Source organism: Paenibacillus sp. GXUN7292 (assembly GCF_050864975.1).
Taxonomy (GTDB): domain Bacteria; phylum Bacillota; class Bacilli; order Paenibacillales; family Paenibacillaceae; genus Pristimantibacillus.
Genome location: NZ_JBOZWO010000031.1, coordinates 1 through 16,624, shown reverse-complemented (window position 1 = coordinate 16,624; position 16,624 = coordinate 1). Strand labels below are relative to the sequence as shown.

At 46.2% G+C, this 16,624-nt stretch carries 12 protein-coding genes; 4 read left to right on the top strand and 8 right to left on the bottom strand.

The genetic code is table 11. The features are described from left to right. Positions 1-8 precede the first annotated feature (8 nt). From ACRRU2_RS21075 to ACRRU2_RS21055, 5 genes are all read right to left on the bottom strand, one after another. Entirely contained in the window at positions 9-1,352 is a 1,344-nt protein-coding gene (locus ACRRU2_RS21075) for an ABC transporter substrate-binding protein (protein ID WP_432504765.1), read from the bottom strand. A gap of 98 nt (positions 1,353-1,450) precedes the next feature. Continuing rightward, a complete protein-coding gene (locus tag ACRRU2_RS21070; RefSeq protein ID WP_432504763.1) occupies positions 1,451-3,064 on the bottom strand; it encodes a response regulator transcription factor in 1,614 nt (537 codons plus the stop codon). Next, positions 3,039-4,907 (bottom strand): cache domain-containing sensor histidine kinase, encoded by a 1,869-nt coding sequence (locus ACRRU2_RS21065; protein ID WP_432504761.1) that lies wholly within the window; start codon positions 4,905-4,907, stop codon positions 3,039-3,041. The genes ACRRU2_RS21070 and ACRRU2_RS21065 overlap by 26 nt, the downstream gene beginning before the upstream one ends. Positions 4,908-5,329: 422 nt before the next feature. Further along, the gene (locus ACRRU2_RS21060; RefSeq protein WP_432504759.1) at positions 5,330-6,388 is read right to left on the bottom strand and encodes an LLM class flavin-dependent oxidoreductase; all 1,059 of its coding nucleotides are present in this window, start codon (positions 6,386-6,388) and stop codon (positions 5,330-5,332) included. A gap of 353 nt (positions 6,389-6,741) precedes the next feature. Further along, on the bottom strand, positions 6,742-7,932 hold the full coding sequence (locus ACRRU2_RS21055) for a coenzyme F420-0:L-glutamate ligase (RefSeq protein WP_432504757.1): 1,191 nt from the start codon (positions 7,930-7,932) through the stop codon (positions 6,742-6,744). 111 nt (positions 7,933-8,043) lie between these two features. On the opposite strand from ACRRU2_RS21055, the gene ACRRU2_RS21050 reads away from it, so the two are divergent. Continuing rightward, on the top strand, positions 8,044-8,928 hold the full coding sequence (locus ACRRU2_RS21050; RefSeq protein ID WP_432504755.1) for a LysR family transcriptional regulator: 885 nt from the start codon (positions 8,044-8,046) through the stop codon (positions 8,926-8,928). 135 nt (positions 8,929-9,063) lie between these two features. Further along, entirely contained in the window at positions 9,064-9,405 is a 342-nt protein-coding gene (locus ACRRU2_RS21045) for a zinc ribbon domain-containing protein YjdM (RefSeq protein WP_331697340.1), read from the top strand. A 1,133-nt stretch (positions 9,406-10,538) separates the two neighbouring features. On the opposite strand, the gene ACRRU2_RS21040 is transcribed toward ACRRU2_RS21045, so the two are convergent. Together ACRRU2_RS21040 and ACRRU2_RS21035 are read right to left on the bottom strand one after the other, a co-directional pair. Continuing rightward, the gene (locus ACRRU2_RS21040; RefSeq protein WP_432504753.1) at positions 10,539-11,750 is read right to left on the bottom strand and encodes a DUF4085 family protein; all 1,212 of its coding nucleotides are present in this window, start codon (positions 11,748-11,750) and stop codon (positions 10,539-10,541) included. A 35-nt stretch (positions 11,751-11,785) separates the two neighbouring features. Further along, positions 11,786-12,865 (bottom strand): endonuclease/exonuclease/phosphatase family protein, encoded by a 1,080-nt coding sequence (locus tag ACRRU2_RS21035; RefSeq protein ID WP_432504752.1) that lies wholly within the window; start codon positions 12,863-12,865, stop codon positions 11,786-11,788. Between the two features lie 192 nt (positions 12,866-13,057). Here ACRRU2_RS21035 and ACRRU2_RS21030 point away from each other — a divergent pair, with 192 nt between their 5' ends. Further along, complete coding sequence (locus ACRRU2_RS21030) at positions 13,058-14,080, top strand: SDR family oxidoreductase (RefSeq protein WP_432504750.1); 1,023 nt, start codon at positions 13,058-13,060, stop codon at positions 14,078-14,080. 48 nt (positions 14,081-14,128) lie between these two features. Beyond that, entirely contained in the window at positions 14,129-15,280 is a 1,152-nt protein-coding gene (locus ACRRU2_RS21025; protein ID WP_432504748.1) for a glycerate kinase, read from the top strand. Between the two features lie 80 nt (positions 15,281-15,360). Here ACRRU2_RS21025 and ACRRU2_RS21020 read toward each other — a convergent pair whose 3' ends face one another. Further along, positions 15,361-16,308: an NAD(P)-dependent oxidoreductase gene (locus tag ACRRU2_RS21020; RefSeq protein ID WP_331702694.1), complete on the bottom strand. Its 948-nt coding sequence runs from the start codon at positions 16,306-16,308 to the stop codon at positions 15,361-15,363. Positions 16,309-16,624 lie beyond the last annotated feature (316 nt).

The window sequence follows — 16,624 nt, the reverse complement described above, 5'->3', positions numbered from 1 at the left end:
AAGGCTGCCTATTTGGCAGCCTCTTTGATTGCGGCGTTAATTTTTTCAGCAACTTCATCCAAAGCTTGCTTGGAAGTTTTACCGCCGGTTAATACATCCACAATGCTGTCGCGAATTTCATTTTGAACTTTAGGAATAATTTCTTGCTTGGACCAGTCCATGGCTGCACTTGCAGGCGTATTTTGCAGCTCATCCGCAAAAATCGCAAACATATCCGATCCGAATTCATAATCAAGCTTTGCATTATCAATACGAGGGCTCATAAACAGAGACTCGCTCGTATACTTCGCATTTACTTCCTTGGAGGATAGATACTGAATGAAAGCAGCGGCTTCGTCTTCCACGCCGGAGCCTTGGAACGCCATTACGTATTTTCCGCCTGGAACGGAGGAACGCTGAACCTCTTTTGGCATATACGTAATGCCCCATTCAAAATTATCGATATCCTTGTAGTTGCTAATCATCCAGTTGCCAGAGAAGTGAGCGCCTACCGTGCCTGTGCGGAACAGGTTATTCGGATTTTCGCCGCCCAGCCATACCGACTCAGGCATTAGGCCGTCTTTATGCAGTTTAATAAAATAGTCTACAGCGCGAACGCCGTTCTCATCATTGATAGCAGCAGCTGTTCCGTCTTCATTGAAAATGCTGCCCCCGAATTGGTAAAGCTGTGTCGACCAGCGATGCGGTGTAAAATCCCATACCATGCCGTGTTTAGCGCCGCCCTTATCGATTACCTGTCTAAGCGACTGTGAAAACTCATCCCATGTCCAGATCTCTTCAGGCGATTGCGGTACTTTGACGCCCGCTTTGTCGAATAGGGTCTTGTTGTAAATGAGGCCGTTTGCCGTTACGTCCATTGGCACTGCAGCGAGCTTGTTGTTGATGTAGTAGTAAGGCTTAACCGATGATGCGAATTGCTCCATAAACTTTTCAACATCGCCTACATAGGAGGACAGATCCAGCGCTTGGTTAATATAGGCTCCCGGATTAGTCATCCGTGATAGCGCTGGCGGTTTGCCGCCCGCAATCATCGTTTTCAGCTTTGTTTCTAGATCCTTGTATGCAACCTCAATTAAGTTGATCGTAACATGGCTGTTTTCGGCGGTATATTGGTTAATGATGCTTTTCATGACTTCGCCTTCAATACCGTCTGTAAACCATACAAAATCGAGCGTAACCTTCTTTTTCGTATCCGTTTCAGTCTTGCCGCCCGTGGCATTGCTCTCATTATTTTTAGGCGTGTTTGAGCTCGTATTTGGGCTGTTTCCAGTGGTACCGCTGTTGCCGCAGGCAGCCGTCAGTATGAGCAGTAGCGCGCTAATTAATACTAGCAATAAACGTTTACGTTGCATGCTTGATTCCCCCTAAGTCATTTAGTTGAATACGCTTACAAGTACATTATAGGGGGAAGCCCTAAGGCTCCGCCTTCAATTGCTTCGGATGATCATCTTCATTTTTTTCGGTTTTGCTGGTACTCTAATGGGCTGAAGCCTGTTACTTTTTTGAACACCTGACTAAAATAATTCGGGTTTGAAAAGCCGGTAAGGCCCGATATATCTGTAACTCGGATATCTTCGCGTTCGAGCAGCTGTTTAGCCTTTTCGATGCGAATTTCGGTTAAATAATCGCGGTAGTTTTTACCGATTGTTTTTTTAAACAGCTCAGATAAGTAGGTGGTATGCAAATGAAACCGGTCGGCCAAATGAGTGAGGCTGATTGTTTCGTCCGCATAATGCTCGTGCAAATAAGCAGCTGCCTGCTGAATGACGTCTTGGCCGTTATTTTGCTGGTTTTTAGCTATATCAGATAGGATCGTTTCCATTATTTCGGTGAAAAAAGTGCCTGCCTCTCCTTGTGAAACACATTGCCACAGGCTTTCGGGCAGTCCGCCAAGCATGAATTCGGCTTCCTCCAGCTTTATTCCGTGCTTGTGGGCCAAGCTGTCCAGCAGCAATAGCAGGCGCAGCATGCGTACCGATTGCTCCTGCAGCGTTGGCAGGCTGCTTAGTGAAGTCAACTGCTGAATAAGCAGTACAGCTTTACTCCGGTTTCCTTCCTCAATCGCTTGACTAAGCTGCTTTTCGGTCTGCGGCGGCAGCTCGGCACTGGCAGCCTTGCCGGCAGAAGGCGTTTGCTGTGCGAATTGCATCCATTGCAAACGGCTGGACGTAAATCCCTTCTTCCACTGCTCAGGGCCTTGTACAGCTATACCAATTCCGATCTTCAGTGTTATGGTGAGCATGCCTTCGAGCTGAATGCGGAATTCATTCTCTAGCCAGCTTTGCAAGGCGGCAGTTTCATAGGGCTCTGTTTTGAAGACAAGATGCAGCAGCTGCGGCATGGCAGAGTCCCGGAACACATAGGCCTTGTCATGCCACTGCTCAAGCAGCTCGGCGGCTGTCAAATAAGCGGCTAACAGAAGCAGCGGATCGGGAGCTCCTTGCGCTTGCTGGCTGACGCTGGAAGGGGGATGATTGCTCCGGGCATCCCCTATTTCGACAGCGGCGAAGCATACCCATGCCTCCGCATGAAGAAGCTCGCTTAGGCCAAGCCGCTCGCCTTCACTTACCCATGCAGCGGCGCTGGAGCCGGAGCGTACCGCTTGCAGCCAGAACTGCTCCCGCAGCCGCTCTGTATGCTGATTTAACTCGTGTTTCAGCTTTTCTCCCTTGGCAAGCTCCGCTTGCTTCGCATCCAGTTCTTCTTTTATGCGCTGTAAGAGAGATGCCAGCTCCTTGCGGATAACCGGCTTTAGCAAATAGTCGCTAGCTCCGTATTTCATTGCGGCTTTCACATAGCTGAACTCTTCATAGCCGGATAAGACAATATAATAGCAGTCCGGGTATAAGGCTGCGCATTGCTTCAGCAGCTCTGCGCCGTCCATAACCGGCATGCGGATATCTGTAATGACGAGGTGCGGCCGTAATGCCGCTATTTTGTCCAATGCTTCCTTGCCGTCAGCTGCTTCGCCGCATATTGTAAAGCCGTGCTGCTCCCAATTGATTTTTGCCATCAAGCCTTGCCGGATTTGACGCTCATCATCTACCAGCATTACTTTGTACATAGCTGCTGTCCTCCTCGTTGACAGGCAACGTCAAGCTGATCGTTGTTCCCTGCTGCAATTGTGATTTAATATTCACGCTGAATGCTTCGCCATAGTATAAACGACATCTTACGAGCACATTGCGAAGGCCAATTTTGCTGCCAGGGCTGCCGAGTACTTTCGCAGGGTCCTCAGAGTAAGCTACCGTAATTAGTTCTTTTATCAGCTCTTCGCTCATGCCTTCGCCGTTGTCCGAGATGGAAAGCTCCATAAAGTCACTGCTTGTTCGCTGCATACTAATGCGGATATGAGCATAGCGCAGTTTTTCCTTGCTGTATTTCACGGCATTTTCTATAAGCGGCTGCAGCATAAATTTCATAATGGTTGCCTTCTCCAGGGAAGGATCCTTCTCGATAGAGAAGAACAGGCTGTCTTCAAAGCGTGTTTCCATAATAAAGGTATAGTACTCGATTTGCTGCAGCTCATCAGACAGAAGAATTGTGTCCGAATCCTGTTTCAGCGAATGGCGCAGCATTTGGCCCAATGACTCCGTTACATCAAGCAGCTGCTCCGTTTTTTGCTGAGCGGCGAGCGCGCCGATCGTTTCCAGCGTATTGTATAGAAAATGCGGATTGACCTGCATTAAGAGCGCTTTGTATTCAGCGTCCTGCTTTCTAAGCTTCAGTGTAAACTCATCGTGAATCAGCTGGTTCAAACGGCCCGCCATCCGCTCGAAGGCATGCAGCAAATAGCCGGTTTCGCCTCTTCGGGCAACACTTACCTTCTCTGCTGCTTGAAAATCTCCCATCTCAAGCCGCCTCATCATTTGCGACAATTTGCTGAGCGGTCGGGTCATGCTGGCAGAAATCCAGTAAGCTGCCGCTAGCGTCAAAAGCAGAAGACCAAGTCCAATAGCCAGCATCGTACGGCTCATTTGGTCAATTTGGCGAAACAGCTCCTTCTCGGTAATTTCACCTATAATAATCCAGTTAAGAGCATCAAGCTTGCGATAGAACCAATAGCTGGATGTGCCATCATCATTTTTAAGCTTGAAGGCATCTTTGGTTTGTTCGCTTTGCAAAATATGGCTCCATTGCGGGCTATTGAGCACATTCAGCAATGCTTGCCCGGCGGGCTGTGCACCGAATGGATCAGCTGACCGCAGGGAATCGCTTTCATTCCCCGCCATAATAAGCCCTTGTTTGTTTACGAGCTGCACGGTGCGCCATTGCTCCATTTCAATTTTGGACAAAGGCTGCTGAATCAGCGATGATTCCACATTAATTTTGATAATTCCTTGAACGGTCATTGAATCGAGCTCAACGAGCGGGATGATCAGACTGTTCACCGGAATATTTTGCAAGGAATGGGGCTGGTAAGGGTCCAAATGTGTGCCAACCCAGCTAGGACCATGCTCCAGCACGTAGCTGTACCAGTCCTTGTTATTGTATTTGACATGGTGATATACGGAATCATTGCCAATGACAAAGCCGTTGCGGTCGCTAAGCGAGATAGAGGCTATATTGGTTAAATTTAAGGTTACCTGGGACAAGTATTCCTTCACTTCGGCATTAAGCTGGTACTGCTCGGTTTGCGAAGGCTCAATCCGCGTTCCGCTGCGGACGCCGATCCAGCGCTGAATGAGCTGGTTGCTGAGCACCTGGAAGGCAGCATCCTCTACTTGGCCGCCAAGCATATCCAGATATCCGGCATATTGCTCAAGTGTTTGAGCGGAGGACGATTTGGTGATCAATTCTACATTGTTTTTGGAATGCTGAGTAAAAATGACGGTCATCGTCAGAAGGGGCACAACTAATAAAAGCGAGAAGATTAGGATCAGTTTTGACTTTAACGTATAGAACAATAGTTTCCTCTCCCTCGATCGTTGAAGATGCCTATACCATAGCGCAACTGAAACAAAGTTGGCAATAAACAATTTTAGCCTTCGGTCGAAATGAAGAGCGTTGAGAGCGCAGAATTTAGCAGGAAAAGACAAAAAAAGTGCCGGCGGCGATGCCGCAGGCACTTTTGACTATATGGTTTAGCATCTGCACGGGTCGAGTAAACGGTGACGAAATTGTAACGGTTGTGAGAAGTGTTATTTAGCCCCAAAAGGCAGTTTTGAATTTGTAACGGTTGCCACCAGCGCTATTTGTGAATTTTTTGCTCAATATCTCCGATTTGAGGCAAATAAGCGTTTCTAGAACCGTTAGAGTTTTAAAAGCGGTTTTTAGGACCAAATAGCGCCTCCGGCAACCGTTAGAGTGAAATCGATGGACGAAATGATTACAAAGAATCCACATATTGACGAACGATCGGCGCTGTTTTTGTACCTAGCAATTCTATCGCGCGCAATACGTCCTTATGCGGCATTGTGCCGACATTAATATGCAGGAAGAAACGGTTGATGCCCAAATTTTTATGCAGCAAAATAATTTTCTCCGCTGTATACTCAGGATCACCTACATATAAAGCGCCGCGCGGGCTGCAGGCAGCCTCAAAGGCTTCATACGTATATGGCGGCCAGCCGCGCTCGCGCCCTATTACGTTCATTTGCGCTTGAGTTGGCGGGAAAAACAATTGCTTGGCATATTCCGAAGTGTCAGCAATAAAACCGTGTGAATGTGTAGCAATTTGCAGTTTATTCGGATCATGACCCGCTTTCTCTGCAGCCTCTTTATAGAGATGTACAAGCGGCGCAAAGCGCTCCGGCATTCCGCCGATAATAGCCAGCGCAAGCGGCAAGCCAAGCTGTCCGGCGCGAATAACGGAATCCGGGCTGCCTCCGCTTGCGATCCATACAGGCAGCGGCTGCTGTTCAGCGCGTGGATAAACTCCCAAATCGCGAATGGAAGGGCGATGCTTGCCGTTCCAGCTTACTTTTTCATTTTCGCGAATTTTGAGCAGCAGCTGCAAATGCTCCTCGAACAGTTCATCATAATGCTCCAAAGAGTAGCCAAATAAAGGGAAGGATTCGATAAAGGAGCCTCTGCCTGCCATAATTTCAGCTCTTCCCCCAGATAAACCGTCAAGAGTGGAAAAATCTTGATACACTCTTACAGGATCGGCCGAGGATAGCACCGTAACTGCGCTCGTCAAACGGATATGCTTTGTCATAGCGGCTGCAGCAGCGAGTATAACCGCTGGCGCGCTAGAAGCATAATCAGAGCGGTGATGCTCGCCAATTCCGTATACATCAAGTCCAGTTTGGTCAGCCAGCACCATCTCATCAACCGCTTGACGCAGCCGTTTTGCATGGCTCATAGGCTTGCCTGTTTCCGGGTCAATCGTCGCTTCCAAAAAAGTGCTTATGCCAATTTCAATTTTTTTATTTGCCGTGCTCATAGCTTCACTCCCAATCTCCTGTTGCCAGGTAGTATCTGCGAATTAATATGCAAATATTTCTCTTCTTTAATTAGACACCATTATACTTTATAATTTAATGTTTCTCAATAAAAGTTAGAAAGAATGATAGTGTGAGCGAGCAGGACATACAATGAAATAGCCAACATTCAAAATGAAACGTTGATACCCGCCAGTGGGCAAAAAAACACCCCAGATCTAATTGCCTGTGCAATTAATTCCGGGGCACTCTTAATTTTTAGAAATATAGCAAAGTGTAAATGTTTCTCCGTAACCTGCTCCTATAGTTCATCGGAATTACATTATTCAAAGGATGGTGAAGCTGCTGATCCTTATTATTTCGTATAGTTGTCGAAGTAGCCTTGGATGAACACGATCGGCGTACCTTTATCACCGCTGCCGGAAGTCAGGTCAGATAGCGAGCCGATCAAATCTGTCAGGCGGCGAGGCGTTGTACCCTGCGCTTCCATAGCGCCCACCAAATCCTCTTGCTTGTTATTAATATACTCCGCTACCGCTTTTTGAAGTTCTTCACCGCGTAAATTAGCAAAATTGTTATCCGCCAAATATTTCAGCTTCACTTCGTTAGGTGTGCCGTTAAGACCTGCTGTAAAAGCTGGCGATACGACTGGATCCGCAAGCTCCCAAATTTTCCCTACAGGATCTTTAAATGCACCGTCTCCATAAACCATAACTTCGATCGTTTTTCCAGTAATTTCTTTAAGCTTTGCTTGAATAGAATCTACGATAGGCTGACAGTCGCGCGGGAATAGCTTAATGCTGTCCTCCGTTGATTTGTTGGAGCCAAGCAAGCCGTATTGCTCGTTATAGCCGCTGCCATTCACAGGTGCTGACAGGATGTCATCCAAGTTGTAAACTTTTTCAGCGCCATTAGCATTCAATATTTTTTTCGTTCTTGTACGAGTATGGATATCGCAAGTTAATACGCTTTTTGTAGAGTCAAGAATCGTTTTTGGATTGTTGGAAAAAATAATTTCACATTCCACGCCGTTTTCTTCGATAATGGAACGGTAATATTCAATATAATCAACGCCAGTGAACGTATGCTTATTGTAGCCAAAATGCTTGCGGAATTGATCTTCAGTAAGCACATCTGTCCAAGGATTGATTCCTTTAACATCCAGCTCGTCAATATCAACCAAATGGTTGCCTACTTCATCAGATGGGTAGCTAAGCATCAACACAATTTTTTTTGCGCCTTTTGCAATACCGCTCAAGCAGATAGAGAAACGGTTACGGCTAAGAATCGGGAATATAACGCCAATTGTGTCATCTCCGAATTTTGCTTTGACATCTGCGGCAATATGATCAACAGTGGCGTAATTACCTTGTGCTCGAGCTACGATGGACTCTGTTAATGTAACGATATCTTTATCTTGAAAAGCAAAGCCTTCTACTTCAGCTGCTTTCAGTACGCTATCTACAACGATTTGCTCGATTGAATCGCCTTGATTAATTATTGGGCAACGTAGTCCTCTAACAACAGTACCAACTACTCTTTCCACTATAATCTCTCCCTATTTCTTGAATGTGTGAAGCATCTACTTGTAATATACACGATGGAAATGGTATAAGTAAAATGAATATATCAAATGGTAGGTATAAGGGGTGGTTATATGGTTAGTAAATTAGATTTATACAAGATCTTCCTAAAGGTCGGTCAGTGCGAAAGCTTCTCTCATGCAGCCAAGGAGCTGTTTATGACCCAGCCTGCTGTAAGCCAGGCTATGCTGCAGCTGGAGCGCGAGCTTGATACCCGTTTGTTCCACCGAACCCCCAAAGGTGTTACATTGACTAATGAAGGCAGCCTATTATTTGAATATGTTCATTCTGCGATTAATTTGATCGGCGTAGGCGAGCAAAAAATATTAGCATTTAAAAATTTAACGATGGGCGAATTGAAAATCGGCGTTGGAGATACGATTTCACGTTATTATTTACTGCCTTTTTTGGAGAAGTTTCATAATCAATATCCAAATATTAAATTCAAAATCGTCAATGCAACGACACTTGAGCTGTGCTCCATTTTAAAATCAGGCGGTATCGATATTGCCATATGCAATTTCCCGCTTGACGATCCTTCCCTTGAACAAATCCCCTGCAGCCATATTCATGATGTATTCGTATGCGGATCTGAATATAAGCATCTGAGCGTAGAGCCTCAGGAACTGACTGATATATTGAAGCAGCCGCTTATATTTTTGGAACCGAAGTCCAATTCCAGAAAATATGTGGAAAATTATATCGCTTCGCAAGGGCTGCAGCTGGCGCCTGAATTTGAGCTTGGCTCTCATGATCTGCTGCTTGAATTCGCCAAAATAAATCTAGGTGTAGCTTGTGTCATCAAGGAATTTGCTGCTGAATATTTGGATAAGCGGCAATTGTATGAAATTCCGCTAATTGCGCCTATTCCAAAGCGCAGTATCGGTGTTTGCTATTTGAGAAGCGTCCAGCTTTCACTTGCTGCTACCAAATTTGTTGAAATTATTGAGCAGGGCTGACTACTATAGGATATCCATTTGGAAAGGTGCTATTCGATGTACCGTTTCTTTCCGATCCTTTGTACCATTTGTCAGAATATCAATAGTATGTCACTATAGAGGGTGAATGATGATGAATGGGGGATCTGAATAAAGATGTCTACTTTGCCAAATTGTCCACAATGTGGTTCCGAATATACCTACGAGGATCGAAACATGTTCGTTTGTCCGGAATGCGCGCATGAATGGACGCTAGCAGCTGCTGATGATCAAGGCGCGAATGACGCAGTTGTGAAGGATGCTCATGGCAATGAGCTTCAAGATGGGGATTCAATTACAATTATTAAAGATTTGAAAGTTAAGGGCAGTTCAAGCGTGCTTAAGGTTGGCACGAAAGTGAAAAATATTCGCCTTGTCGAAGGCGATCACAATATAGACTGCAAAATTGACGGCTTTGGCGCGATGAAGCTGAAGTCAGAGTTTGTTAAAAAAGCATAGTCTAGCTGTAGCTGCAGCAAATGAGACCCTGCCTTGTTGGGATGTAACAAAACATCCTGGCAAGGCAGGGCCTTTTAATAGATCTGGCGAAACGAAGAAGGCTGGCGATTAATTTGCATTACCCGTTTTCCTGGCCATTTTATCGAGAAAACTCAAAAATGATGCAAAGGTCTGACTGTTGAAAAAGTATGCCATGTAGAATGGACAAGTGCTGCATCCATGCTCGTGATAGCTAAGTACATTTTATGCATCTAGATTCTCATTTTTTGCTGAATAAACGATTCTAGATGTATTTCATGTATCTAGTTTTATTGAATCACCCTATATCCTGTGAATTCCGCCAAACTAAAGGCAGTTTTTCCTCTTAGAATCACTAAAAGCCCAAATTTCTTCAAACTAATTACAGGAAATACAGGCTGTTGAAAAAGTAACTTTTCGGACGAAGCCGAAAGCGTTATTTCAATGAAAACAGCTAATTTTCTCTTATAAAGAAACTCAATAACCCTATGCGTGTCTGCACCACCTCAAAACGTCTCCATGTATATGAAATTTCATATACATTACACTGATATGCCCTAAAAAACACAATTGTATATGAAATTTCATATACAATACGCTGATATGCCCCAAAAAACACAAATGTATATGAAATTTCATACACAATAAGCTGAGATGCCCCAAAAAACACAAATGTAAATGAAATTTCATACACAATACGCTGAAATGCCCCAAAAAACACAAATGTATATGAAATTTCATACAGAATTGGTCGGTGCCATTTCAAAATCGGCGCTTCCACAAAATAGAGTTTACCATTGTTGCAAAGTACTTGTTGCGGTTTTTCAACAGTATGAAAGGTGCATCATTTTCTTCCATTTTCATGCCCGAATTACAAAATCCTGCGATTCTCAGGCTGTTGATAAATAATTCTAACGATGCTGACAAGCGCTATTTCAACGAAAACAGCTCATTTTAAATTGTAACGAAGATTAGCAGCTCTATGTGTGAATAATCCACGTTTTGAGGCACCTTTTTATCCAAATAAGGCCGCCTATCTCCGTTAGATTTTTGACAACAACGTTTTTTGCATAATAGTGCTTCTGACATTCATTACATTTCCATACCGTTTCGTACTATGAAAATTCCTTCATTTCCGCCAAAGTAGAATCCGTCAGCACGCCAGCTCTGGAGAAATGTCCGGTGTAAACATATAGAATCAGCTCTCCATTATCAGGTGTGACCGCCTTTAAATGCAGCAAGCCGCGATTGATCAAGTCAGGATGACGCTGGGGATCATTGTAAAGCGTATTCCATGCCCTAGTTCTAAGCACAAGATCGTCGCCAAATAGTGCATCCTCCAGCTCTTCGTCAGGCAGCGGGATCGAAAAAATTTCATAAGGATTCTCGTAAACATCTGTTACGAGCTTTTTTATTAGCTCCCAGCTATTATCGGCAATGTGTAACTCCTTATTATTATGCTTGCAGTACACCGCTTCACCGATCATATAGCAGCCTTCTCCGCTTGCGGTTATGGGCAGCCCTTCTTGCCACTTGGCAGTAGGCAGCAACTCGATTGTTTCTGTGTCCGTATAAAGGTAATAGTTAAACGTAGGCTCCAATTTTGCAAAGACAGCCAATAAGGCATCCATAGACTGCACATCGTAACCATTCAAATCGGCAAACGCCTTCGGTTTATAATAGCACTCTATACTTACTGAAGATGCAATAATTGTCCATTCCAGCTCCGGCATATCCCATATGACTCTAAGACCGATTTTCCCTTCAATATTACGTACTTCGCTATAAATCCACCAGCATCCTATCCGCAGCTCAGTTCCTTTATATTCGATTTGCGGATTTTCAAAATGAATCGTTACATACCGTTCTCGATTAAAGCCTCCTGCAGTTAAACGCAAAGTCAGCTTATCCGCCTGGTTTAGCTGATGTAAAAGCTGGCCGTCATGGAAGCCTTCTTGCAGCAGCTTGCAGGTTTGCTCATCTACAAGCTCTTCAAGCGACTCAGCAGCATGCCATGCGCCTTCTATAGAGGCAGTAATCTGCTGTCGTTGTTCCTGATACCATTGCAACAGATCCTCACGAACAGCAGCTTCCAGATTAGGCTGGTTAATAGTACCGTCATGAACGTACGGATGAAAGCGGTCTGGCAGCATTCGCAAGAGCTGCTCAGACATAGCCGCAAGCCGTTGCTCCCGCATAGCAGTGCCGTCAATGCCTTGCTCGGCTTCCTCCATCAGCAAACGTGACCATTCTTCCTCAGACTCAGGCAGGTTAAGCAGATTAATGATATTTGCACGACTTATAGGTTCTAACTTTAAACTCCACATTGCTTACAACTCCTTACTCATATAGCCCTACGGCATTAAAAATTAAACTTAAGCAAACGAAATGAAATCGTTACAGGGTTATGATCGCTATTTTTGAAATGCAGCTGCTCGCCTCTAGTTTCTATAATTTCAATGTTTGAAGAGGCAAGAAAACCATCTATAACAGCGAGAAAGTTTACCCCATCCTCATAAGCAATGTCTAGCGTGCGAACAGTCGGCGTATTAGGGTCTACTCCCCAATTAAAATTTTCCGCACCAAAGCTTACAGGGAAAGGCTGAAGCCATTCCGGCCATGCTTGCTCTGCGGGAAATACTTGCGGATCAGTGCCTGGCAGGGAATGGTTCCAATCGCCGCCAAGCAGCAAGTAATTGCCTTGCTTTACTTCTTGCTCAATGTAAGCTTCGAGAAATTCAAGCTGCTGCTTGCGAATTACGCCGCCTTCGTCAAAGGCGGACAGATGCAGGTTGACCAGCACGAATTCCTTGCCGTTGTCTACAGGATAGCGGCTTTCGATAAAGGCGCGGTCAAGCTCCATCTGCTGAACAGGCCAGCTTTCTTTGCCCGGCAAATCGTATCTTGTATGCGCGCGGCTTGCATATTGCGACATCGTGAGCAGCCCGCTTTGCACACTGCCCATTGGCTTAAATACAGGAACAGGCACCCAAGGCACCTTATAATTGAGTGCAAAGACGTAGCCGTATTGCGGCAATAAATCTCGCAGAATAGTAACCTCGTTTACTTTATAGCTGCGTGAGGATTTGATATCCACCTCTTGAAGCAAATAAAAGTCCGATTGTTTGTCCTGCAAATATCCACCCATTGAGAGAATGTTTTCGTCGGTTTTGGACTTACTGCTTGAGCGCGAGCGGGTTCCGCCATCCATAAAGAAATCCTGCCCTTCGTCAAGACCGGCGTAGCCGATATTAAACGTAGTAGCTGTAAGCGTGTCACCTTGCGTAATGACTGTTTTGGCAGGCAGCATGGGTTCATTCAAGGGCAGCGCTATCTGTGCAGGCGGCTTATAATCCGTAATTGTGACATAGCCAAGAAATACAACAATAATAGCAACTGGTATCAGCAAAAGGGCTGCTAACCATTTTATAAGCTTCTTCATCTAAGACCCTCCTGTATGATAAAGATAAGGCTGCGCATGACCGGGTAATCGCGCATGGCCAAAGGACGACGGAATCCGTTTATCCTTATGTTTATGTACATAGTGAATTTAACATAATTAGTGAAATAGGGATAGCAGCAAAGGGCAGGTTTCATTAGGCAAGTGTCGAATAGTTAAAATAGGAGGTGGCTTATGAAAGCATTATTTATTGGTGGAACAGGAACGATTAGTTTAGCTATAACGGAGCAGCTGGCGCAGCAAGGCTGCGAGCTGTATGTATTGAATCGTGGTTCAAAAAATAACGCGCTGCCTGCGGGTGTAAAAAGCATTGAAGCGGATATTAACGATGAACAGAAGGTAGCATCGCTTATTGCCGATATGTCCTTTGATGTCGTAGCTGATTTTATTGCCTTTAAGCCCGAACATTTGGAACGTGATTATCGACTCTTTCATAACAAAACGAAGCAGTTCATTTTTATAAGCTCGGCTTCTGCTTATCAGAAGCCGTTATCGGATTACCGGGTAAATGAAGGGACGCCGCTTGCCAATCCATATTGGGAATATTCCCGTGACAAAATTGCCTGTGAGGAGTATTTAATCAAGCAATACCGTGAACATGGATTTCCGATTACGATTGTCAGGCCGAGCCATACTTATAGCAACAGATCGATTCCTCTCGGTGTGCACGGAGCAAAAGGCTCATGGCAGGTAGCCCGCAGAATGCTGGCCGGCAAGCCTGTTATTATACACGGTGACGGCACATCATTATGGACGATGACGCATAACAGTGACTATGCCAAAGGTTTTATTGGCCTTATGGGCAATATGCATGCTATAGGCGAGGCGGTTCAAATTACTTCTGATGAGACCGTTACGTGGAATCAAATCTATCAAATTATTGCAGATGCGCTTGGCGTCGAGCTGAAGGCCGTGCATGTGTCTTCCTCGTTCTTGTCCGCATGCAGCAATGGCTACTATGAAGGAGGCTTGCTTGGAGATAAAGCGCACTCCGTCGTTTTTGACAATAGCAAGCTAAAGCGGCTTGTGCCCGGATTTGTGGCGACGACTCGGCTTGATCAAGGGATGAAGCAGACGATTAATCATATTTTGGCGCATCCGGAGCTTCAGACGGAGGATCCTGAATTCGATGAGTGGTGCGACAAAGTCATTGCAGCGCTTGAGCAAGCAGCGCAGCTTGTGAATGAGCAAGTCTAGCTTGTTAGCTTTTGTATAAGTGGAATTATTGTCGGGGGCGATACTAGATTGAAAATTATAATTGCAATAGATTCCTTTAAAGATTGCTTGTCCTCAATAGAAGCGGCAGAGGCGATTGCATCCGGTATTTATGATGCTGCGCCTCAAGCAGAGGTGTGCTCGCTTCCGCTGGCAGATGGCGGCGAAGGTACGGTCGAAGCGATGATTGCCGCTGCGAATGGCGTATTGCAGACAGCTGATGTGACTGGCCCGCTAGACGAAATTGTTCAGGCTTCCTACGGTGTGATGAGTGATCATACAGCCGTGATAGAGGTCTCTGCCGCCTGCGGCTTGCCGCTCGTTCCGATGCCGAAGCGCAATCCGCTGCACACGACGACCTATGGGGTTGGCGAGATGATCCGCCATGCAGTCCTGCAAGGCTGCCGCCAGTTTATTATTGGGCTTGGAGGCAGTGCCACTAATGATTGCGGTATCGGTATGCTGTCTGCCCTCGGCTGGCGTTTTCTGGATCAAGAAGGCCGGCCCGTTGCGAATAACGGTGCCGCATTAGCGAATATTGCAAGCATTGATGCCAGCGGCGTTATGGAGCAGCTCAAGGACTGTCACTTCCGCATTGCCTGTGATGTGGATAATCCGCTGTATGGCCATGACGGCGCTGCATATATATTTGCGCCGCAGAAGGGTGCAGATCAGGCGACGGTTGAGCAGCTTGATCAAGGCTTGCGCCAGTTCGCCGAGGCAGCTAATGGATTTCTCGGACGTGATATCGCCCTCATGCCAGGAGCGGGGGCTGCCGGGGGATTAGGCGCTGCTTTTGTCGGCTTTCTTGGCGGCGAGCTGCAATCCGGCATCGAGCTGGTGCTTGACCGCCTGAACCTAGCGCAGCATATGGCAGGAGCTTCACTAGTCATAACTGGCGAGGGCAGGCTGGATGGGCAGACAGCGCGCGGCAAGGCGCCGCTCGGAGTCGCCAAGCTTGCAGCTCAGCAAGGCATTCCCGTTATTGCGCTGGCCGGCAGCGTGCAGAATACGGGCAGTGAGCTGTTCAGCAATGGCATAACAGCGAGCTTTCCGATCGTTAGCGGTCCTATGACGCTGGAGGAGGCAATGAAGCCTGAGCGGACGCGCCAGCATTTGCGTCAAACGGCCAGGCAGCTTATGCAATTGCTGCAGGCTGCCAGCAGTGATTTTCGTGCTTGAACAAAAAAGGCAGATAAGGGATAGATCCCTTATCTGCCTTTTTCTTTAAACGAGCTCGTTCAAAGGAAGTCGATAGCCGTTTATTCTTGTTGGTTAGCATGTTTTGTGTAATATAAGTACAGTGCCTGTGTGCCTTTCTCGCCATATCCTAGCTCGGCAAGTTGTTTGTAAATCGATTCAGCCAGAGCGAGTCCTGGCGTATTGAGGCCCATCTCTTTGGCAGATTGCAGCGCAATGCCCATATCCTTTATGAAATGCTTAATATAAAAGCCAGGTTCAAAATTGCCGTCAATCATGCGCTTGCCGAGATTGCTGAGCGACCAGCTGCCTGCAGCTCCGCTTTCTATGCTTTGAAGGACGGTAGCGGGATCAAGACCGGAGCTTTTCGCATAGGCCAACGCCTCGCACACGCCCATCATATTGGAGGCAATAGCGATTTGATTGCACATTTTCGTATGCTGACCGGCTCCTGCTGCGCCTTGACGCACAATATTGCTGCCCATCAGCTGAAGAATCGGCAGTACTGCGTCATATACATCTTTGTCTCCGCCGACCATAATCGACAGCTTGGCATCTCTGGCGCCGATATCGCCGCCTGACACTGGCGCGTCAAGCGCATGCACGCCTTTTGCGGCGCATGCTTCGTGAATGCGCTGGGCCAGCTGCGGGCTGGACGTGGTCATATCGATGAAATAAGCTCCCGGCCTCGCATGTGCAAGCAATCCGTCAGCCTGCAAGTAAATCTCCTCTACATCGTGCGGGTAGCCGACCATCGTAATGACGACATCGCAAGCTGTTGCTAGCGCTTTGGGAGAATGGTGCAGCGTTGCGCCCCTCTTAACCAGCTCGTCTGCCTTGGATGCGGTTCTTGTATAAACATGAAGCGCATAGCCTGCGTCTAATAGATGCCCCGCCATACTTCTGCCCATTACGCCAATACCGATAAAGCCAACTGATGTGTGTTGCGGTGAAAGACTCATTGCAGCTGCTCCTCTCTGATTAAGCCTGTTTGTATGCCTATAGCTTATTTTAACACAATAAAAAGAGCAGATTCCTGCCCTACGAAAACAGTCACTTTTCTCCTATATCGAAACTCTACCACCCTATGCGTGTCCGCGCCCCTCGAAACAGCGTATTGTATATGAAATTTCATATACAATACGCTGGAATGCTCCCAAAAACACAATTGTATATGAAAATTCATACAGAATGGGCCGACGCCCCCTCAAAACGTCTCAATGTATATGAAATTTCATACACAATGTGCAGAAATGTCCCAAGTAACAAAATTGTATATGAAATTTCATACACAATGTGCAGAAATGTCCCAAGTAACAAAATTGT